The 20,352-nt window shown below is 60.3% G+C and carries 19 protein-coding genes and 4 tRNA genes; 11 read left to right on the top strand and 12 right to left on the bottom strand.

What is annotated here, in order from left to right; genetic code table 11:
* Nucleotides 1-121 precede the first annotated feature (121 nt).
* Nucleotides 122-1,117 (top strand): catabolite repressor/activator, encoded by a 996-nt coding sequence (cra, locus tag TU75_RS04375; RefSeq protein WP_004372326.1) that lies wholly within the window; start codon nucleotides 122-124, stop codon nucleotides 1,115-1,117.
* A gap of 2 nt (nucleotides 1,118-1,119) precedes the next feature.
* Nucleotides 1,120-1,896, top strand: a complete 777-nt coding sequence (locus tag TU75_RS04370; protein ID WP_004372328.1) for a TatD family hydrolase — start codon at nucleotides 1,120-1,122, stop codon at nucleotides 1,894-1,896.
* Here the strand turns inward: TU75_RS04370 and TU75_RS04365 are convergent.
* The 4 genes from TU75_RS04365 to TU75_RS04350 form a co-directional block, all read right to left on the bottom strand.
* Nucleotides 1,843-2,280: a hypothetical protein gene (locus TU75_RS04365; protein ID WP_004372330.1), complete on the bottom strand. Its 438-nt coding sequence runs from the start codon at nucleotides 2,278-2,280 to the stop codon at nucleotides 1,843-1,845. The two genes, TU75_RS04370 and TU75_RS04365, sit on opposite strands and share 54 nt — an antisense overlap.
* 662 nt (nucleotides 2,281-2,942) lie before the next feature.
* Nucleotides 2,943-3,779, bottom strand: a complete 837-nt coding sequence (gene ampE, locus TU75_RS04360; RefSeq protein ID WP_060548307.1) for a regulatory signaling modulator protein AmpE — start codon at nucleotides 3,777-3,779, stop codon at nucleotides 2,943-2,945.
* A complete protein-coding gene (ampD, locus tag TU75_RS04355) occupies nucleotides 3,776-4,339 on the bottom strand; it encodes a 1,6-anhydro-N-acetylmuramyl-L-alanine amidase AmpD (protein WP_060548306.1) in 564 nt (187 codons plus the stop codon). The genes ampE and ampD overlap by 4 nt, the downstream gene beginning before the upstream one ends.
* Before the next feature lie 75 nt (nucleotides 4,340-4,414).
* Nucleotides 4,415-6,565: a DUF1631 domain-containing protein gene (locus TU75_RS04350; protein ID WP_060548305.1), complete on the bottom strand. Its 2,151-nt coding sequence runs from the start codon at nucleotides 6,563-6,565 to the stop codon at nucleotides 4,415-4,417.
* A 235-nt stretch (nucleotides 6,566-6,800) separates the two neighbouring features.
* Between TU75_RS04350 and nadC the strand changes: the two genes are divergently transcribed.
* Entirely contained in the window at nucleotides 6,801-7,649 is an 849-nt protein-coding gene (gene nadC, locus TU75_RS04345) for a carboxylating nicotinate-nucleotide diphosphorylase (RefSeq protein ID WP_060548304.1), read from the top strand.
* Between the two features lie 50 nt (nucleotides 7,650-7,699).
* Here nadC and TU75_RS04340 read toward each other — a convergent pair whose 3' ends face one another.
* Nucleotides 7,700-8,005, bottom strand: coding sequence for a DUF6388 family protein (locus TU75_RS04340; RefSeq protein WP_004372341.1), 306 nt, complete (start codon nucleotides 8,003-8,005; stop codon nucleotides 7,700-7,702).
* A gap of 261 nt (nucleotides 8,006-8,266) precedes the next feature.
* Here TU75_RS04340 and TU75_RS04335 point away from each other — a divergent pair, with 261 nt between their 5' ends.
* Complete coding sequence (locus TU75_RS04335) at nucleotides 8,267-9,262, top strand: hypothetical protein (RefSeq protein ID WP_169794342.1); 996 nt, start codon at nucleotides 8,267-8,269, stop codon at nucleotides 9,260-9,262.
* A 10-nt stretch (nucleotides 9,263-9,272) separates the two neighbouring features.
* Nucleotides 9,273-9,824, top strand: a complete 552-nt coding sequence (locus TU75_RS04330; RefSeq protein ID WP_004372345.1) for an LbetaH domain-containing protein — start codon at nucleotides 9,273-9,275, stop codon at nucleotides 9,822-9,824.
* A gap of 10 nt (nucleotides 9,825-9,834) precedes the next feature.
* On the opposite strand, the gene TU75_RS04325 is transcribed toward TU75_RS04330, so the two are convergent.
* Entirely contained in the window at nucleotides 9,835-11,241 is a 1,407-nt protein-coding gene (locus TU75_RS04325; RefSeq protein ID WP_060548303.1) for an O-antigen ligase family protein, read from the bottom strand.
* A gap of 3 nt (nucleotides 11,242-11,244) precedes the next feature.
* A complete protein-coding gene (locus tag TU75_RS04320) occupies nucleotides 11,245-11,658 on the bottom strand; it encodes a pilin (RefSeq protein WP_060548302.1) in 414 nt (137 codons plus the stop codon).
* Between the two features lie 201 nt (nucleotides 11,659-11,859).
* On the opposite strand from TU75_RS04320, the gene TU75_RS04315 reads away from it, so the two are divergent.
* The 6 genes from TU75_RS04315 (at nucleotide 11,860) to TU75_RS04290 (ending at nucleotide 16,882) form a co-directional block, all read left to right on the top strand.
* Nucleotides 11,860-13,068 (top strand): type II secretion system F family protein, encoded by a 1,209-nt coding sequence (locus TU75_RS04315; RefSeq protein ID WP_060548301.1) that lies wholly within the window; start codon nucleotides 11,860-11,862, stop codon nucleotides 13,066-13,068.
* Complete coding sequence (locus tag TU75_RS04310; protein WP_060548300.1) at nucleotides 13,065-13,931, top strand: prepilin peptidase; 867 nt, start codon at nucleotides 13,065-13,067, stop codon at nucleotides 13,929-13,931. Before TU75_RS04315 ends, TU75_RS04310 begins: the two co-directional genes overlap by 4 nt.
* Entirely contained in the window at nucleotides 13,928-14,551 is a 624-nt protein-coding gene (gene coaE / locus TU75_RS04305) for a dephospho-CoA kinase (protein WP_004372354.1), read from the top strand. The genes TU75_RS04310 and coaE overlap by 4 nt, the downstream gene beginning before the upstream one ends.
* Nucleotides 14,548-14,748, top strand: a complete 201-nt coding sequence (yacG, locus tag TU75_RS04300; RefSeq protein ID WP_004372356.1) for a DNA gyrase inhibitor YacG — start codon at nucleotides 14,548-14,550, stop codon at nucleotides 14,746-14,748. Before coaE ends, yacG begins: the two co-directional genes overlap by 4 nt.
* Before the next feature lie 55 nt (nucleotides 14,749-14,803).
* Nucleotides 14,804-15,433, top strand: coding sequence for a DUF1780 domain-containing protein (locus TU75_RS04295; protein ID WP_004372358.1), 630 nt, complete (start codon nucleotides 14,804-14,806; stop codon nucleotides 15,431-15,433).
* A gap of 150 nt (nucleotides 15,434-15,583) precedes the next feature.
* Nucleotides 15,584-16,882, top strand: coding sequence for an NAD(P)/FAD-dependent oxidoreductase (locus tag TU75_RS04290; RefSeq protein WP_060548299.1), 1,299 nt, complete (start codon nucleotides 15,584-15,586; stop codon nucleotides 16,880-16,882).
* Between the two features lie 190 nt (nucleotides 16,883-17,072).
* Here the strand turns inward: TU75_RS04290 and TU75_RS04285 are convergent.
* The 5 genes from TU75_RS04285 to clpB form a co-directional block, all read right to left on the bottom strand.
* Nucleotides 17,073-17,149, bottom strand: a tRNA-Pro gene (locus TU75_RS04285).
* 94 nt (nucleotides 17,150-17,243) lie between these two features.
* Nucleotides 17,244-17,319: transfer RNA gene (locus TU75_RS04280), tRNA-Lys, on the bottom strand.
* 5 nt (nucleotides 17,320-17,324) lie between these two features.
* Nucleotides 17,325-17,401, bottom strand: a tRNA-Pro gene (locus TU75_RS04275).
* Nucleotides 17,402-17,410: 9 nt separating this feature from the next.
* A tRNA-Asn gene (locus TU75_RS04270) sits at nucleotides 17,411-17,486 on the bottom strand.
* Nucleotides 17,487-17,782: 296 nt separating this feature from the next.
* Nucleotides 17,783-20,347: an ATP-dependent chaperone ClpB gene (clpB, locus tag TU75_RS04265; RefSeq protein ID WP_004372369.1), complete on the bottom strand. Its 2,565-nt coding sequence runs from the start codon at nucleotides 20,345-20,347 to the stop codon at nucleotides 17,783-17,785.
* Nucleotides 20,348-20,352 lie beyond the last annotated feature (5 nt).

The raw sequence follows: 20,352 nt of genomic DNA, 5'->3' as shown, positions 1-20,352 counted from the left end.
GTTAATTGCGCAAGCTTGAAGGACCACTCGGCACTTGAGCTTGGACATTAGTCGCATGCAGGAATCGGTTACGATTGGACAAAATGTCGGGGCAAGCTCCAAAAAACAAGGAAATCCCGCTTTGAAACTCAGCGATATCGCACGTTTGGCCGGTGTGTCAGTGACCACCGCCAGCTATGTCATCAACGGCAAAGCCGAACAGCAACGCATCAGCAGTGCAACGGTCGAGCGGGTGCGTGCCGTGGTGCAAGCCCATGGTTTTACGCCCAACCCCCAGGCGGCAGGGCTGCGCAGTCGGCATACGCGCACCTTGGGCTTTATCTTGCCGGACCTGGAAAACCCCAGTTACGCACGCATCGCCAAGCTACTGGAGCAAGGCGCGCGGGCGCGTGGCTATCAATTGCTGATTGCCAGCTCCGACGATGACGCCGACAGCGAGCGTCAACTGCTGCAACTGTTTCGCGCGCGGCGCTGCGATGCGCTGTTCGTCGCCAGTTGCCTGCCGGCAGGCGATGACAGTTACCGCGAACTGCAAGCCAAGGGCCTGCCGGTGATTGCCATCGACCGGGTCATGGAAGCCGGGCAGTTCTGTTCGGTGGTCAGCGACGACCGCCAGGCGTGCCAGCAACTGACCAGCAGTCTGCTGCGACCGCTGCCCGGGCAGATTGCGCTGATCGGCGCGCGGCCCGAGCTGAGCATCAGCCAGGAACGCGCCGCAGGCTTTCACCAGGCGCTGCAAGACTTTACCGGCGAGGTGATTGTTGAACAGGGCGAGGCCTTCAGCCGTGAATGCGGCCGACAGTTGATGGAGCAACTGCTGCAACGCCTGGGGCATTTGCCTGACGCGCTGGTGACGACGTCCTACGTGCTTCTGCAAGGCGTGTTCGATGCGCTGCACGATTACCCGCTCAAGTCGCAACCGTTGCGCCTGGGCACCTTTGGTGACACCCAACTGCTGGACTTCCTGCCGCTGCCGGTCAATGCCATGGCCCAGCAACATCAGTTGATCGCCGACGCGGCGTTGAGCCTGGCCCTGGCCGCCATCGAAGAGGAACACTACCAGCCCGGCGTGCACGCCATTGGCCGCACCTTCAAGCAGCGCATTCACGAGGCCTGAGCGTGGAGCTGATTGACACCCACACCCACCTGGATTTTCCGGACTTTGACGCCGACCGTAGTGAAGTGCTCGCTCATAGCCGACAGCTTGGCGTGCAGCGCATGGTGGTGCTCGGGGTGTATCGGCAGAACTGGCAGCGGGTGTGGACGTTGGTGCAGGCGGATGAAGGCCTGTTCGCCGCCTTCGGCCTGCATCCGGTGTACCTGGAGCAACATCGCCCTGCCGACCTGACTGAACTCGGCGACTGGCTGACACGCCTGCACGGCCATCGGCAATTGTGCGCCGTGGGCGAGATAGGTCTGGATTACTTTCTTCAAGAGCTGAACCGCGAGCGCCAGCAACCGCTGTTCGAGGCCCAGTTGAAGTTGGCCGAGGACTTCCGGTTACCGGCGCTGGTGCATGTGCGTCGCAGCCATGCCGCCGTTATCGCCACGCTCAAGCGTATCCGCCTGTCACGGGGCGGCATCATTCACGCGTTTGCCGGCAGCCTGGAAGAAGCCCGCGAATACATCAAGCTGGGCTTCAAACTCGGCCTGGGCGGAGCCGCCACCTGGCCCCAGGCCCTGCGCATGCACAGGGTGCTTGCTCAATTGCCGCTGGAGGCCGTGGTGCTGGAGACGGATTCGCCGGATATGGCGCCGGCCATGTACCCAGGCCAGCGCAACAGCCCGCAGCACTTGCCTGCCATATGTACTGATTTGGCAGAGCGCATGGGCATCAGCCCCCTAGTGCTGGCTGAGACGAGCACACGCAATGCGCGCGAGCTGTTCAATTGGTAGCACGTGGGCCGGGTTGACCACTTGCAGCTCCAGGGTCATCTGCTGCCGGTAACGAACATGACGCAACACCAGCACGTGCACCAGCGCCGCGCCCAGCGATACGCTCAGTTGCTCAATGAGGCCGATGAACCCGATCCATTGCGCCACCTGCGCCGCGATCAGCGTGGCACAGGTCAGCACAATCATGCCCGGCCGCATCAGGGCCCAGTGGTCCAGGGCCTTGAACCGGCGCAACTGCCTGGGGCAACTCAGGTGCAGAATGCGCTGGCAATACGGGCAGTCGAAAGGCTCCTGGATCGCGATGGCGTTCAGTTGCCAGGGCTTGAGTTCAAAGGTGATGTCGCAATGGGCGCAGTGCCCCTTGATGCCGATTGCAGCCGTCATCGTCGTGCCTCCATTGGAACGTGAGTGAATGATATGAATTCTCACTCATCCACGTCGGCAGAAAGCGCCACGCGAGGAAATCAGGATATGCACCACAACCGCGAACGAAACACCCTACAACCTTCTCTCACATACAAAATATGGAAAGCGCCGCCAAGCCTTCGACCTGGCTTTTGTCACGCAGCAAACAGAGCTCCTGTGGCAAGCGGGCTTGCCCTAATGCCGTTCAGTTAAGCGTAAATCCCCTCTGGGAGCGGCGCTGCGACTTGCCCGCGGAAGCGGTGGGTCAGTCGACCTCAATGTTTGCTGGGCCGACGCCTTCGCGGGCAAGCCCGCTCCCACATTTGATCGCGTTCACATTCCCCATTCCGGTCGGCTCTCAGGCCACCGCGCTCTTGATCTTGATCTGAGGCGCCCCGTCAAACACGCTGGCCGAACGCAGGTTTAACTGAACGGCGTTGGGGTGCGAAGCGCCCCCAATCCAGCAAAACGCGGTTTACCTGATACGGCTCAGCGCCTGGTTTTGGTGCGCAGCCCAACGCTGGACAAGCCTGCTCGCCACAGGGAATCTGCGCTTAGCTGAGCGGCATTAAGGCAAGCCCGCTCGCCACAGCAATGTGGTTGACTGACTCAGCTCATGCCCCACCCAAAGAGGCAATTGATCAAGGCAACACGGTCCAGATGGCGAAGCCGGCATACCAGAGCACGGCGGCACGCAGCAGCAATTCCCACAGGCGATCCAGGCTGTTGATGCCTTCCGCCCCGACGACCGGCGGCGGGATTTCAGCGGCGGCCAGGCCGACCTTTTCCACCAGTTGCGCGGCGCTGATGTCCCAGTTCAGCAGTTCGTGCAGCATCACGCGGCCAACCGCGACGAAGTTGCCTACGAGGGCAAAGCTCGCGGCCAAAAGGCGCACGGGCACCCAGTCGAATGCATGCCGCAGTTGCCCGGAGCGCTCGGCCACCTGGGGGTTCTGGCTGTGTTCATTGGCCAGGGCCAGCAGGCGATAAGCCAGTGCCGCGACCGGGCCCAGCAGGAAATACCAGAAAATCACCGCAAAAAAGCTCTGGTAGGCCTGCCATAGCAGGTGGGCCTGGACGCGTTCCAGCAACTGCTCGCCGTTGTCGGCAGCCACGTTCAGGTCGCGCTCGGCCACGTGTTCGGCGGCCTGCAAATCGCCGCGCCGCCAGGCATCACGAAACGGACCGAGTGCCGTGAGCAGATCGCCACGCCCAAGGCTGTAAATCAGCACCAGCAAGTGCACCGGCAATGCCAGCAGGCCGTACGCCACGGGCTCCAGCACCAGCAACAGCAACGCCAGCAATGCCACCGGCAACAGCACCAGCACGGCCAGGACCAGCCAGGGCTGCTTGCCGAGCCGCGGGCTCGCTTCCAGCCTGGCCAGCTCGCGCAACCAACCGCCATCACGCTGCAACCGCTGGCGCAACGCCGAGAACTTTTCGATCCACACGGCCAATACCAACACCAGAAAACTCATTGTGCGTGTTCTCCTTGCTCCAGGGCGCGACGAAAGCGCGTCCAATCAAATGCAGGGCCCGGGTCGGTCTTGCGTCCCGGCGCGATGGCGCTGTGACCACAAATACGTTGAAGGGTGATGCCCGGGTAAGCCGCCAGCAACTGGCTCGTCAGCTCTATCAGCGATGCATACTGGGTATCGGTGTACGCCAGGTCGTCCGTGCCTTCCAGTTCGATGCCCAGGGAAAAGTCATTGCACGTCTCTCGCCCCTCAAAGCTTGAGACACCAGCATGCCAGGCGCGGTCGAGGCAGGACACAAACTGCGTCACGGCACCGTCGCGCTCAATCAGAAAGTGTGCAGACACGCGTAAGTCGGCAATCCCTTCAAAGTAGGGATGTTCCGTGACATCCAGTCGATTCTGAAAAAACGCCTGCACCTTGCCAGTGCCGAACTGCGCCGGCGGCAAACTGATGTTATGCACCACCAGCAGTGAGATTTCGCCTGAGGGGCGCTCGTTGAAGTTGGGCGAAGGGCAGTGACCAATGCCCTGGCACCAACCACTGGCGGGGTCCAGTTGCATGCAGGATCCTTGAACGTGACTAAGTGAACGTGACTAAGTGTGACCAGTATGCCGCGTTCCACCCCGCCGTTGCGATCACTTGCCGCGATTGAGTTGGCGCAGTTTGCCGGTCACTGCCGTCAACGCACGCTCGAACAGCAGGCCATCATCCAACGGGTGCAGAGCGCCACGCTTGAACGCAAGGGCCAGTTGGCCGACGCTTTTTTCCATGACCTTGAGCCCCGAGCGGTTGACGAACACGTAGCTACCCACAGGTGCCATGATCGCCAGCAGCTTGCAGCGCAGGGGGGCTGGCCGCTCATCCTGTAACTCGACCCAGCCGCCAATTCGCAGCTGCAGCGCTTTGAGCAGATCAGGATCGTCCGCCGCCAGGTCTTCGCAGGCATCGACTGCACCGGGGCCGAGTACACATGGCTCGCACACCTCAATCAGCGCCTCGACACTCTCCGCCGGTTGCAGATGCAACGCTTGCAGGCGCACAAAGAAATCGCGCGTGTCGAAGGGATCGACCGCTGCGCTGGTCAGGCCGTCACGCAATGCCTTGAGCAACCCCGGCAGTTGCTCCACCAGATGCCGACCGGCCTCGGCGTCGCGCTGCAGGCTGACGCTCCAGATCAGCTCGTCCATGGTGCGCAGCCCCGCCTGCCACTGCACCGACTGCTCACCATGCTTGAGGCTGGCCAATAACAACACCTGGCTCCAGGCCTGTTGCAGAAATTGCACCACGGCCTGCGGCAACACCTTGCCCAGCAGCCTTCGGTCAAGCACGTCAGCCACGTGTTGACGCGCCGCATCGGCACGAATGCGCCCATCCTCAGCGTCACGGGTGTGTTGTTCAATCAACTCGCTGCGCCGCTGCTCCTCGGCGCACGATGCGCTGAACTGCGCCAGCAACCGGGAAAAAATCGCCGGGTCGTCGACGTATTCATTGAGCAGGCACTGCACGACGTGTTCGATGCGCAGGTACAGACTGTCGCGCTGATAATCCTCGCACGGGTTCCAGCCCAGGGCCGAGGCGGCGATTTCATTGAGCAACTGCCGCGCGGGATGACTGGCGCAACTGAAAAGACGCTTGTCCAGCAACGCCACCTTCAGCAAAGGGATCTGCAAACGCGCAATCAACGCCTTGCAGGCTTCAGGCACCGCAGGGTCATTGAGCATGAATTCGAACAGCAGGGCGACCAGGTTGATCACGTCTTCGTCGGCGTCCTCCACCACGCGGGACTTGCCGCTCTTGACGCTGACGCGGGTCAATAGTTGTTCAAGCTGGTTACGCAGGTCGAAGTCGTCCTCGGCCTGGGGTTCCGGGACGTATTGCTGCAGATGGGAAAGCAGGCGCAGCAAGTCGCGGGTGGCAATCGGCTGGGGTTCGGCGCTGGCTTCCAGAGTGGGCGCCACACTGCCGCGCACGGCAGCGAGCATATGCTGCAGCGCGGCGAAGTCCTGCTGACCGTTTTCATCCAGGGTCTGGTCGGTGCCTGGCAAGCTGCCTGGCGGTGCAGGTTCGCTCGCCACACACCCAACACGACGACGGGAAGGCGCGCTTTTGAGTTCAGGTAAAACGCCGGTCGCCACCAGCAGCTGATTGGCCTCGCCGTACAACAGATCGGCGTCGCTGAGCACGTATTTTTCAAACAGCTTGAGCATGATCAGCTTGACGCGGATTTCCACGCCGAGACTGCGCCCGGCGCGCAGGAAAAATTCGCACAACAGGGCCGGGCCCAAGGGGTTTTCCCGCTCGTCCAGTTGCTTGCCAAGCAGGGCGTTCAGACGAGCGGTCAATTGCCCCAGGGCCAGGCCATCGCGGTGCCGCACCCGGCCGAGCATCGCCTCGAGCGCCACGGCTTTTTCGCGGGCATCGTCGGTGGTGACTGGCAGCGAATCGTAGGAGACCAGCGGGACCATTTTCGGCTCACCGCTGCTCGCTTGGCCGAGGTGGGCGAAGGCCTGGAACAGTTGCGCCATGAAGGCGCGTTCGAAATTCTTGCGCTTGAGCCGCAGGTCGCGCATGGCCTCGAAAAAGATATGGTGATCCGCGTTATTGCGGGCCTTGTCGGCCATTTCGAACAAGGTGTCGTCGGCGTTATCAAACAGCTCCTGCAAGCCCTGTTGCAACTGTTGGGCAGCCTTGTCGCGAACCTGCAGCAACACCACCGGCAGGCGCGCCAGCGGCGATGGCGTAGCCTGTGCCCTCTTGATGGACACCACCTTTCCGTCATTGTGCATCCTGGCCTCCTGAAACGGCGGTGTAGGGGGGTGGGACGATCAGGCGGGCGCCGCCGATATCCGATTGTCACCGGGACGTCAAAGCTATGACGCCAATTGCAAGGCGCGGGATTATCTTGCAAACAGGGGCCGTTACGCCAGCAAACTCTGAGTTTCACCGGCAAAAGAGCAGGTGGCGGTGGGTTCGGCCACGCAGTGCCCCTATAATCGGCGCACATTGTTTGTGGAGCCTGTTATGCCGAATCTCCGTCTTGCCGACATCACTGCCGAAATCGAAGCCAACGTGCGCCGCGCACTGCTGGAAGACATCGGCAGTGGCGACATTACCGCGCAGTTGATCCCGGCTGAACGGCTGGCGAAAGCCACGATCATCACCCGCGACGCAGCGGTTATCAGTGGCACGGCCTGGGTGGATGCCGTGTTTCGCCAACTGGATCCGCGGGTCGCCGTGCATTGGCAGGTGACCGATGGCGAGCGTGTCAGCCCCAATCAGGTGCTGTTTCACCTCGAGGGCCCTGCCCGCTCGCTGCTCAGCGGTGAACGGTGCGCACTGAATTTTCTGCAACTGCTGTCAGGCGTTGCCACGCGTGCCCAGTACCTGGCCGACTTCGTCGCCAGCACCCAGGTCAAATTGCTCGACACACGCAAAACCCTGCCGGGCCTGCGCCTGGCGCAGAAGTATGCGGTGACCTGTGGCGGCTGCCATAACCACCGCATGGGTCTATACGACGCGTTCCTGATCAAGGAAAACCATATCGCGGCCTGCGGCGGCATTAGCCAAGCGGTTGCCGCCGCGCACAAAATCGCGCCGGGCAAGCCAGTGGAAATTGAAGTGGAAAGCCTGGATGAATTGCGCGAAGCACTCGATGCCGGGGCCGATATCATCATGCTCGATGAATTGAGCTTGGACGACATGCGTGAAGCGGTGCGCCTGAACGGCGGCAAAGCCAGGCTGGAAGCGAGCGGCGGGATCAACGAAAGCACCTTGCTGCCCATCGCCGAAACCGGGGTGGACTACATTTCTATTGGTGCGATGACCAAGGATGTGAAGGCGGTGGATTTGTCGATGCGACTGAGTATCTGACACCGGATTAATGCAGGAGCGAGCAAGCTTGCTCCTGCAAAGGTTCGGGTTCAGACGACCAGGTTGTTCATCTCGCAGTACTCGTCCCATTCAACGCCCAGCACCTCGGCCGCCTCTTTGTGCAAGGCCAGGCGTGCGGTCTCGAATTCTTCCGGTGTCGAGGTGTACTTGAGGGTCAGCTCCCAAGGCTGGAGATTCTGGCTCTCGGCCTCATCCTCGAATGCCCACTGGATCTGGTCGCGCTGATCATCAGCACTCAGGTCCTTGATCTCTTCTTTGAGCTGCGGCGTGGCCTCAAGGTATTTTTTGAGGGCTTCTTCGTGCCGGGCTTCCTGGGTCAGTTCAGTCGTGGTCATGGTGTTCTCTCAGATCTGGGAATGGGGATGCATCTGGGTCATCAAGGTTGCGCAGATACGAAAGAGCGGGCGTGAATACCTGCTCGTCTGGCCTTCAGAACCATTCTTGGATCAGCTGAAAACAATATTGCCGTTGAGTCAGTTCGCGCATCGGACGCTCAGCCCGATACGCTGAACGATAATAGGCACTCTGCCGAAAGATCGCCACCCTCAGAAGGTGACGGGAGAAACCTCATTCGTTCGTTGACTGCCTGACGTTTCATGAGTGACGATCGAGCCAACATCCCTACGTGGAGAATGCATTTGCCCACCCCCCCGAAAACCTTCTCGCTTGCGCAGGTCCAGCAACAGCTACAGCAAATGGGTATCGCCTTCGTCGCCCATGGCACAGCTGCTCAAAGCGCCTTTGCATTCAAGAGCCTGCGTCAGATCGAGCAAGGCGGGATTTATTTTTTGGCGCAAGGCATTGGCCATCCGCCGCCGATAACCCATTCAATAGTCCTGCGCGAAGGGGCCGATGTGTGCGGCGAAGGCAATGTAATACTCCAGGTCGATCATCCACAGTTGGTGTTTTATCGCCTGATGGAAGCCATGGTGCCAGACCGAAAAAAAATTCAGGGCATCCACCCCACCGCCGTTATTGGCGAGGATTGCGAAGTCGACCCTGCGGCTTACATAGGACCTTTCTGCGTATTGGAGGACTGTGTTGTGAAGGCAGGTGCCAACCTTCACTCCCACGTGACCGTGATGCGCGGAACCACCATCGAAGAAGATGTCACCATTGAATCGCACTCCACCGTCGGCGCAACGGGGGCGGCCTGGATCTGGGACCCGACCACGCGCCAAAGAGTGGTTCAGCCGCAGATCGGCTACACCCGAATCATGCAAGGCACCTTCCTCGGTACCGATGTGACCGTGGTACGTGGCTCGGTCAACGAGACAACCACCGTTGGCCAGGGGTGCGTCATCGCACACGGCAGCAAGATTGGTCATGGCTCATTGATCGGCGACGAGTGTCACTTTGCCAATAACGTATCGATTGCTGGCAACGTCACCCTCGGCAATCAGTGCTTTCTTGGATCGGGTGCTATCGTAAGACCACAGACGCGCATAGCCGAGCGCACGGTGGTTGGTGCCGGAGCCGTGGTGGTGAAACACATTGAGGAGCCCGGACTTTTGGTGATGGGCATGCCAGCCAAAACGGTGAAGTCGGCAACTGACGATCTGTCGGGTGTCCCAAAATCATTGGAAAACTAAAAGTATCGAAATGAACAATTACTCAATCGTTTCAGACAAGGCGGTAATAGGCGATGGTGTTGTGATCGGCCGGTTCTGCATCATTGAAGATGATGTTGAAATCAAGGAAGGTGCTGTGATCGAAGACTATGCCATGGTGCTCAAAGGCGCCAAAATCGGCAGGCATACAAAAATCGGCACCTATACGAAAATTGGTCGCAATGCAGTGATTGGGGATGATTGCTCATTCACTTCCTACTGTGAAATTCGAGACAACTGTCAGTTGGGCAACCGCGTACTGATGGGCAGTCGCGGCACACTCTCCGCCAACACCATTGTTGAAGATGATGTGGTGATGAAATATGCATTCGTGGTCACCGATACGCCCGACCTCACCAAAAATGACGAAAAATGCGTAGGCACGCTCAAGAAAGGCTCACGCTTCGGCGCCAGCGTCGTGATCATGCCGTCTGTGACCATTGGGGAAAATGCCGAGATTGGCGCGTGCTCTCAGGTGCGCAAGGATGTGCCCGACAACCAGGTGTGGTTTGGCATACCGGCCAAGTACTATCGGGACGTTTGAACACGCAGGCTCAGAGCCTTGGCAGGGCTATCACGCCCTGGGCCCAGAAGCGCGGCTGCAAATGATCACCCCGCCCGTCCAGATAGACCTGCCGGGCGTGTTCCAGATGCGGAACGTCGCGGATTACCACATACACCAACAGCCCCACGGCGAGCACACTTGTCATCCTCCAAGCGCCAGCAGCCAGCGGCAGAGCAGGCTCAGGGGCTCGCCGCACATGCAACGCCATCAACCAGCCCACCACCAACGCCAGCCAAACCTGCGAGTTGGGCATCACGATCACGCCATCGACCATGGACTGCGTCAGTGCGCCGACCAGCGCCGCAAACAGGCATAAGCGCAGAAGATCGGCCCGCGTGGCAACCATGGCACGCTCACGGATCAGTCCAACGGTGGCCCAGCCGCCCCAGCCTGCCAGAACCGCCACGCACAGTGCCGACGGCACGCCCCATTCACTGGCCCATTGCAGCACGGCCTGGTGAGGGTGGGCGGCGATGGGATTGGCCACATCGGCGAAATGCATGGGCCCGAAGCCCAACCATGGGCGCTCGGCAATCATGTGCCAGCCCTGCCACCAGATCGGGCCGCGACCCGACAGCGACGTGGTGAGACGCTCACCGGCGGCACTGACAATCTCGTTGCCAGAATGGTGCGCCAGCAGCATGAACAAGCAGCCGTAAAGCAACAGGCCACCGCAAACACCCGCCAGTTGCCAGGCCACCCAGCGCCGCCCCCAGGGGCCAAGCCACACCAGCACAGCCGCCGCCACCGCCATGCCAAGCCATGTACCACGGGTGCCGCCGCTGATTGCAATCAGCCACCAGACGCACAACAACACCAGCGCGGCCGCGCGTGCGGGACGGGAGACCTTGGGGATCAGCAGGGACAGTGCCAGCAATGGCAGGGTGAAGGTCTGGAATTGACCGTAGAAGCGCTTGTTGGAAAATCCGGACAGCAGCAGGTCAAGGTTGAGCAGGCGCTGGCCACTGCCGAACGCGAGTATCAACGCGTACCCGTACTGAACGGACTTGATCACGCATAACATCAGCACGATCAACATCAGCGCGCTATCGATCGATTCACCGCCGTGGCGCCTGAGCGAGGTAACCGCCAGCGCAATCGCCGCACTGCAGATGAACAGCGCCATTTCAGTGAGTGCCCACAGGGGCTGATGCGCAAGCACCGAAGATACCAGGCCCAGTACCATAATCAGTGCCAAGCCTGCGGCGGCAGGCCGATTCACCGACCCCTCGCGCGAAGAGACCGACAACCCGTACAGCACCGCGCACAGCCCCAGGCAGATCTGTGTCCCGCGTTGCAGATCATGCCCGCTGAACGGCGCACAGATGCCGAGCGCCAGCAGGCACGCTGTGGCGATCAGAAACAGATTGTCGCGCTGAATGCGGGTTAACAACACGCTTTATGCCCCTGTGACGCCACATCCTTTGGCGACGTATTTCGCCTCGGCGGTGGTGACACACTTCCAGCCTTCGGTGGCGCTGCGTGTCAGGGTAATGCTTTTGCCAAGCACCGGCGCCGGGGCGTCGAGTATTTCGCAACTGATGGAGCCGATGCCGGTGGCAACGTCGCCTGTCACGTCGATCCTGCAGTTGGCGGTGGGGCTGGTGCCGCCGATCAAGGCGATGGTGGGTACGGTCCCCTGGTTCAGGGTGTCTTCGTAACCGGCCTTCAACGCGCTGATTTCAGCCAGCCCGGCCGTGAATTTGGCCTTGGCCTGGTGCGTGGTGTACATGGGCAGGCCGATGGTGGCCAGAATGCCGATAATTGCCACGACGATGAGCAATTCGATCAAGGTAAAGCCTTTTTGACGCATCACATTCACTCTCCAGAATAGAACCATGACAAGGCGCGTCCTGCGCCCCGTAGTTTGCAACGGCGCCAGTGTACTCATCCGCAGGCGCTCAATCGCGCCTTGGTCGCACATTCTGACATTTTGCCTCCCGGAGCGAGCCTGCCAGCATCATTCCTGTGACTAAGCTGGAAGTCTTCAACGACGTGAGTGCGGAACCGTGACATGAACAACGCTTCAACGACGTACGACTGGGAAGGCATCAATCGCAAAGGGCGCAGAGTGTCGGGGCAGACCACGGCGCACAACCCTGCGCTGGTCAAGGCACAACTGCGCCAGCAGGGAGTCAGCCCTGGCCGCGTGCGTAAACGGTATCCAGGGCTGCCTGGCCTCACCCAGCCGATCAAACCATCGGACATAGCGCTTTTTACCCGCCAGCTGGCCACGCTGCTCAAGGCCGGGATAGCGCTGTTACAAGCCTTCGACATCATCAGCGAAGGTTTTGAAAATCGGCAGATGCAGGCACTGGTCAAGGGTTTGAAACAGCAGGTTGCCGCCGGTAACAGCCTGGCGCAGGCATTGCGTAAACAGCCACGCCACTTCGATGACTTGTACTGCAACCTGATAGCGGCGGGCGAGCAGGCTGGCGCACTGGAAACGCTGCTGGAGCGCGTGGCCGTCCATCAGGAAAAGACTGAGCAACTCAAGGCCAGGATCAGGAAGGCGATGACCTACCCCATCGCAGTTATCGTGGTCGCCAGCGTCGTGTGCAGCGTGCTGCTGATCCACGTGGTGCCACAGTTCGAGCAGTTGTTCGCCGGGGTCGACGGCACGCTGCCTGGCTTTACCTTGCTGATCATCGCGTTGTCGGCGTTCATGCAGCAGGCCTGGTGGCTCATTGCGCTGGGGCTGGCGACGGTTTTTTTCGGGGTGCGCCACGCCTGCCTTAGCTCATCTGGATTTCGTCATCGGCTGGATGCCGGTGTGTTGAAGCTTCCCCTGGCAGGTACACTGCTGAAAAAATCCGCAGTCGCCCGCTATGCCCGCACGCTTTCAACCACCTTCGCCGCCGGTGTACCGTTGGTACAAGCCTTGGAGTCAGTGGCTGGCGCGGTGGGCAACGGGTTGTTCAAACAGGCGATAGAGCATATGCGTCACGATGTATCCACGGGCATGCCACTTCATCAGTCCATGGCGAGCAGCGGGCTGTTCCCGCGTATGTCAATCCAGATGACTGCCATCGGCGAAGAGTCCGGCACCCTGGACCACATGCTCGAAAAGGTGGCGAGCCACTACGAATCAGATGTGGATAACCAGGTGGACAACCTCACCAGCTTGATGGAGCCGTTGATCATGGTAGTGCTGGGCGGCATCGTCGGGGCGCTGGTGATCGCCATGTACCTGCCGGTGTTCCAGCTGGGTACCGCGTTTTGAACCTGCTGATGACTGAGCAGCCCTGGGCCTTTGTCGCCATGGCGGCGGTACTCGGCCTTGTCGTCGGCAGTTTCCTCAATGTGCTGGTGTGGCGCCTGCCAACGATGCTCGAACGAGACTGGCGCGAGCAGTCCCGCGAGATGCTTGGCATGCCCGCCGAACCGGCCGGGCCGACGTACAACCTGATGCACCCTAACTCCTGCTGTCCTCACTGCGATCATCCGATTCGGCCCTGGGAAAATATTCCGCTGCTGAGCTACCTGATGCTCAGGGGGCGCTGCGCCCGCTGTAGCCACCCGATCAGTGCGCGCTATCCGTTTACCGAGCTGGCATGCGCCGTGCTCTCGGCCATGGTCGCGTGGCATTTCGGTTTCGGTTGGCAGGCAGGCGCCGTGATGGTGTTGAGCTGGGGACTGCTGGCTGTGAGCCTGATCGATGTGGATCATCAATTGCTCCCGGACGTGCTGGTGCTGCCGCTGCTGTGGCTGGGACTGATCGGCAACAGCTTCGACCTGCTGGTGACACTGCCCGAGGCATTCTGGGGTGCGGTGTTTGGCTATATGAGCCTGTGGACTCTGTTCTGGCTGTTCAAACTGGCAACCGGCAAGGACGGCATGGGCTACGGCGACTTCAAGCTGTTGGCCCTGCTCGGCGCCTGGGGCGGCTGGCAGATCCTGCCGATGACGCTGTTGCTTTCATCGCTGCTGGGCGTGGCTGCGGGGCTGATCCTGATGCGCCTGAAGAACACACAGGCCTCCACGCCGATACCTTTTGGTCCGTATCTGGCAATTGCCGGCTGGATTGCGCTGCTCTGGGGTGGTCAAATAACCGACTTCTATTTGCAGTTCGTCGGTTTCAGATGACCCCTTCTGTCGCAACACCCTGGATTCTCGGCCTCACCGGCGGCATCGGCAGCGGTAAAAGCGCGGCGGCCCAACACTTTATCGACCTGGGCATCGACCTGGTCGACGCCGACCACGCCGCCCGCTGGGTGGTCGAGCCAGGCCGACCGGCGCTGGCACGCATCGCCGAACACTTTGGTGCCGGCGTGTTGATGCCGGACGGCAAGCTGGACCGTGCGGCATTGCGCAAGCTGATCTTTGAGGTTCCCGAGCAACGCCTCTGGCTGGAGGCCCTGCTGCACCCGTTGATCGCCGAGGAAATCCGCAGCCACCTGGCGCGTGCGCAGTCGCCCTACGCCATTCTGGTGTCGCCACTGTTGATCGAATCCGGGCAGTACAGCATGACTCAGCGCATCCTGGTGATCGACGTGCCGCAATCGCTGCAGATTCAGCGTACCCTGCAGCGCGACGGCATCAGCGAACAACAGGTGCAGGCAATTCTCAAGGCCCAGTCCAGCCGCGAAGACCGCCTGAACCATGCCGATGACGTGCTGGTCAATGACCAGGACCTCGCCTGGTTGCACGGCGAAGTCGAGCGACTGCACCACTTTTACCTTACTTTGCGTGGAGGCCGATCATGAGCCAACCCTTGACCGTCGACTGCCCAACCTGCGGCGCCCCCGTGGAATGGAAAGCGACCAACCTCAACCGGCCGTTCTGCTCGGACCGCTGCAAACTCATCGACCTGGGCGCCTGGGCTGCAGAAGAACACAAGATTCCGGTGGCGCCAGATGCCGAAGACGAGCTGTTCTCCGAGGATCTGACGCCGCGCCATTGAGGTCGCATAAAAGTGGGACTTCCTGCGGTCATCGTTTGAACGCTAAGCTGCAGGTATGGACGACTCAGATTATTTGCGCCTGCTCACCGTGGCGGCCGAACAAGCCAATGCTTTTCTGTCCAATGCACGCAAATGGGAGCGTGAGCGTTGGGTCTGCCAGCGCCTGCTGCAAGGCCTGAACGTGCCCTTCCGTGCCGAAGAGTTTCACGCCGCCGGGCAGGAGCCTCCGGACGTGCTGTTTCGTGACGCCAGTTTCGAGGTGTTCTTCGTGCTCGATCAGGGACGGCGCCTTAATGATGAGTGGCGCGATGAAGTACTGCGCCGGCGCAGTGCGTTTTCCCTCAGCCAATTGGTGCGGCGCGAGGCCAAGCCGCGACGCATTCCCGCCCATGAGTTCCTGCTGCGGCTGGCGCCGACACTGCGCAAAAAAGCGCTTAACTATAAAGAGCGCGGCATGGACCTGGGCGAGCTGGATATTGTCGCGTTCACCAGCCTCAAACGCGAAGTGCTGGACCTCAACAGCCACTTTCCTCCGCCAACCGAATACCTGCGTCAGGGCTGGCGCTCACTGTCGCTGGTGGGGCCGACATTTGCCCGCGTGCTGTTCGCCCACCCAGACGCCCCGGATTTCTTGCGCAACAATCTGGGGCGCAGCATAGTGTTCGATGTGGGCATCAGCCTCTGAAACCGCGCCTGTAACGTGGCGCCCATTTGCAACGTCTACCAGACGAGGCTTGTATGCCCATCTGCCTTTTTGAGTTACCTGACGCTATGAGCTGCCTGGCGCTCGCGAGGGTAACTGCTCCGATTTCCTTTAGCCTTGCGAGATATCCCCATGACCCATCGTATTATCATCGTCGGCGGCGGCGCCGGCGGCCTTGAGTTGGCGACCCGCCTGGGCAAGACGCTAGGCAAGCGCGGCACCGCCAGCATCACCCTGGTGGATACCAACCTGACCCATATCTGGAAACCGCTGCTGCACGAAGTCGCGGCCGGCTCGCTGAACTCTTCGGAAGACGAACTCAATTACGTCGCCCAGGCCAAATGGAATCACTTCGAGTTCCAACTGGGCCGCATGAGCGGCCTCGACCGTGAGCAGAAAAAAATCCAGCTGGCCGCCACCCTCGACGAAGAAGGTCGTGAGCTGGTGCCGGCACGCGTGCTGGGTTATGACAGCCTGGTGATTGCAGTCGGCAGCACCACCAACGATTTCGGCACCGAAGGCGCAGCGCAGCACTGCCTGTTCCTCGACACACGCAAACAGGCCGAGCGCTTTCACCAACAGTTGCTCAATCACTACCTGCGCGCCCATGCCGGGCAGACCGATGCCGTTGAGCAAATCAGCGTCGCCATCGTCGGCGCCGGTGCCACCGGGGTGGAGCTGGCGGCCGAGCTGCATAACGCCGCCCACGAACTGGCCGCCTATGGCCTGGACCGGATCAAGCCGGAAAACATGCACATCACCCTGATCGAAGCCGGACCGCGGGTATTGCCAGCACTGCCGGAACGCATCGGCGCGCCTGTGCATAAAACCCTGGAGAAGCTCGGCGTGACGGTGCTGACCAATGCAGCGGTAAGCGAAGTGACCGCTGACGCACTGATCACCAGCAGCGGCCAGGCAATTCCTGCGAGCCTCAAGGTGTGGGCAGCTGGCATTCGCGCACCGGCCTTTCTCAAGGAGATTGACGGGCTGGAGACCAACCGCATCAATCAGTTGCAAGTGCTGCCAACCCTGCAGACCACCCGCGATGAAAACATCTTCGCCTTCGGTGACTGCGCCGCCTGCCCGCAACCGGGCACCGATCGCAACGTGCCGCCGCGTGCGCAGGCGGCTCACCAGCAGGCGTCCCTGCTAGCGAAATCGCTGAAGCTGCGGATCGACGGCAAGGACCTGCCCCACTACACATACACCGACTACGGTTCGCTGATCTCGCTGTCGCGGTTCTCGGCGGTGGGCAACTTGATGGGCAACCTGACCGGCAGCGTGATGCTGGAAGGCTGGCTGGCGCGCATGTTCTATGTGTCGCTGTACCGCATGCACCAGGTGGCGCTGTATGGGTTCTTTCGTACGGCGATGTTGATGTTGGGCAGCAAGATCGGGCGGGGTACGGAGCCGCGTCTTAAATTGCATTAATAACCAGGTCTTGAAGGAGACCTGAGTGCAGAAGCGGGCTTGCTCGCGTATGCGCTGTGTCAGTCAGTACAGCTGTGACTGAACCACCGCATTCGCGGGCAAGCCCGCTCCCACATGTGCTTTGCAGCGAGCTCAGGATTCGCGCGCACAAAAAAAATCCCCGTATCTTTCGATACGAGGACTTTTAATATGGTCGGGGTAAGGGGATTCGAACTCCTGACATCCTGCTCCCAAAGCAGGCGCGCTACCGGACTGCGCTATACCCCGGTAAAAAAAAGGCGACCTTTCAGTCGCCTTCTTCGATCAGCGCTTTTGGCCTCTGATCTTAAGATTCGATTCCAGCGTTAACTGGTCTCAAAAATGGTGGGTCGTGTGGGATTCGAACCTACGACCAATTGGTTAAAAGCCAACTGCTCTACCAACTGAGCTAACGACCCAAATATGGTCGGGGTAGGGGGATTCGAACTCCCGACATCCTGCTCCCAAAGCAGGCGCGCTACCGGACTGCGCTATACCCCGGTTTGAAATTGGCTCCGTGACCAGGACTCGAACCTGGGACCCAATGATTAACAGTCATTTGCTCTACCGACTGAGCTATCACGGAACTGCATATTTCAAATTTTACTGCGATGTAACTTCCTCTTCAGCCCTGCCCGTATCGCTACGTTAGTGCCTCTGAGGCGCGCTATTCTACAATCTTAAAAACCTCTGTCAACCCTTTAAATTGCTTTCAAGACAAGGATTTGCGCTTCTTTCTGATTTCTTCCTGGGGGGAAGAAACCCGTGGGCTGACATTGCTGCGGGGCGCACTTTACAAGCCTTTGCCTTACAGTTCAACGCCCTATCGAAAAAAAAGGCCCCGCAATGCGGAGCCTTTCTTTATTTGCGTACGGGCCGGCCTTAATGGAAAACGATTTCGTCGTTCTCCACCGTTGCCTCGACGCTGGTGCCGGGCATGAAGCTGCCCGACAGGATCAACTGCGCCAGCGGGTTCTCGATCCAGCGCTGGATGGCACGTTTGAGCGGCCGCGCACCATACACCGGGTCGTAACCGACCGCGATCAGCTTGTCCAACGCCTCTCGGCTCAGTTGCAGCGACAGTTCACGCTCGGCCAGACGCCCACGCAGGCGACCCAACTGGATCTCGGTAATGCCGGCGATCTGATCCCGCGCCAATGGCTCGAAGATCACCACTTCATCGACCCGGTTGATAAATTCCGGGCGGAAGTGCGTGGTCAGAGCATCCATGACCGCCGCACGCTGGGCTTCGCGATCACCCACCAATTCCTGGATCTGCGCCGAGCCCAGGTTGGAGGTCATCACGATCACCGTGTTGCGAAAGTCCACGGTACGCCCGTGACTGTCGGTCAGGCGGCCGTCTTCGAGCACCTGCAGCAGGATGTTGAACACATCCGGGTGCGCCTTCTCCACCTCATCCAGCAGGATCACCGAGTAAGGCTTGCGCCGCACGGCTTCGGTCAGGTAACCACCCTCCTCATAGCCCACGTAGCCTGGCGGTGCGCCGATCAGGCGCGCCACCGAATGCTTCTCCATGAACTCGGACATGTCGATGCGCACCATGGCCTCTTCGGTATCGAACAGGAACTCCGCCAGTGCCTTGCACAGCTCGGTCTTCCCCACACCGGTGGGGCCCAGGAACATGAACGAGCCGCTCGGACGATTAGGATCGGACAACCCCGCGCGCGAACGCCGCACCGCGTTGGAGACCGCCACCACCGCCTCGTCCTGGCCAATGACGCGCTGGTGCAGCAGGGACTCCATCTTCAGCAACTTGTCGCGCTCGCCTTCGAGCATTTTCGATACCGGGATACCGGTCCACTTCGAGACGACTTCGGCGATTTCTTCCTCGGTCACCTTGCTGCGCAGCAACTGGTTCTCGGCCTTGCCATGTTGGTCGACCATCTGCAGGCTGCGCTCCAGGTCCGGGATCACCCCATACTGCAACTCGGCCATGCGGTTAAGGTCGCCTTTGCGGCGCGCGGCTTCCAGTTCCTGGCGGGATTGTTCGATCTTTTGCTGGATCTGCGCAGAGCCCTGCACCTCGGCTTTTTCCGAGGTCCAGATTTCCTCGAGGTCCGAATACTCGCGCTCCAGGCGCTGGATTTCTTCCTGGAGTTTTTCCAGGCGTTTCTTCGCCGCGTCGTCTTCCTCTTTCTTCAGGGCCTGGGATTCGACTTTCAGTTGAATCAGGCGCCGGTCCAGACGGTCGAGCACTTCCGGCTTGGAGTCGATCTCCATGCGAATGCGGCTGGCCGCTTCGTCGATCAGGTCGATGGCCTTGTCCGGCAACTGCCGGTCGGTGATATAACGATGGCTCAACTTGGCCGCCGCAATGATCGCGCCATCGGTGATCGCCACCTTGTGGTGCACCTCGTAACGCTCTTTAAGTCCACGCAGGATCGCGATGGTGTCCTCTTCGCTCGGTTCCTCTACCAGCACTTTCTGGAAGCGCCGCTCAAGGGCCGCGTCCTTTTCAATGTACTGGCGGTATTCGTTGAGCGTGGTGGCCCCGACGCAGTGCAACTCACCGCGCGCCAACGCCGGCTTGAGCATGTTGCCGGCGTCCATGGAGCCTTCGCCTTTGCCGGCGCCGACCATGGTGTGCAGCTCATCGATAAACAGAATGATCTGCCCTTCCTGCTTCGACAGTTCATTGAGCAGGGATTTCAGGCGTTCCTCGAACTCACCGCGGAACTTGGCGCCGGCAATCAGCGAACCCATGTCCAGCGACAACAGCCGCTTGCCCTTGAGACCGTCTGGCACCTCACCATTGATGATGCGCTGGGCCAGACCTTCGGCAATCGCGGTTTTACCCACGCCAGGCTCACCGATCAGCACCGGGTTGTTCTTGGTGCGGCGTTGCAACACCTGAATGGTGCGACGGATCTCATCGTCACGGCCGATCACCGGGTCGAGCTTGCCCTCTTCGGCGCGCTTGGTGAGGTCGACGGTGTATTTGTCCAGAGCCTGACGCGACTCCTCATGATTGGGGTCGTTGACCGCATCGCCGCCACGCAGGTTGTTGATGGCGTTTTCCAGCGCTTTCTTGCTCACGCCCTGGCCCAGCAACAACTTGCCGAGCTTGCTGTTCTCGTCCATGGCGGCGAGCAGCACCAGCTCGCTGGAGATGAACTGGTCGCCTTTCTGCTGGGCCAGGCGATCAGCCTGATTGAGCAGGCGCGCCAGGTCCTGGGACATATTCACGTCGCCAGTGGGATTCTGGATTTTCGGCAGTTGGTCGAGCTCTTTGCTCAACTCCTTGCGCAGGCTATTGACGTCAAAGCCTACCTGCATCAACAAGGGCTTGATGGAACCCCCTTGTTGCTCCAGGAGCGCCTGCATCAAATGTGCAGGCTCGATTGCCGGATGGTCGAGGCCGACCGCCAGGGATTGGGAGTCCGACAAGGCCAACTGTAATTTGCTGGTTAAACGATCAATACGCATTAGTC

This window comes from Pseudomonas poae, from assembly GCF_001439785.1.
Taxonomy (GTDB): domain Bacteria; phylum Pseudomonadota; class Gammaproteobacteria; order Pseudomonadales; family Pseudomonadaceae; genus Aquipseudomonas; species Aquipseudomonas poae.
Note: the sequence above shows the minus strand (reverse complement) of the source record. Positions and strands in the feature narration are given on the sequence as shown.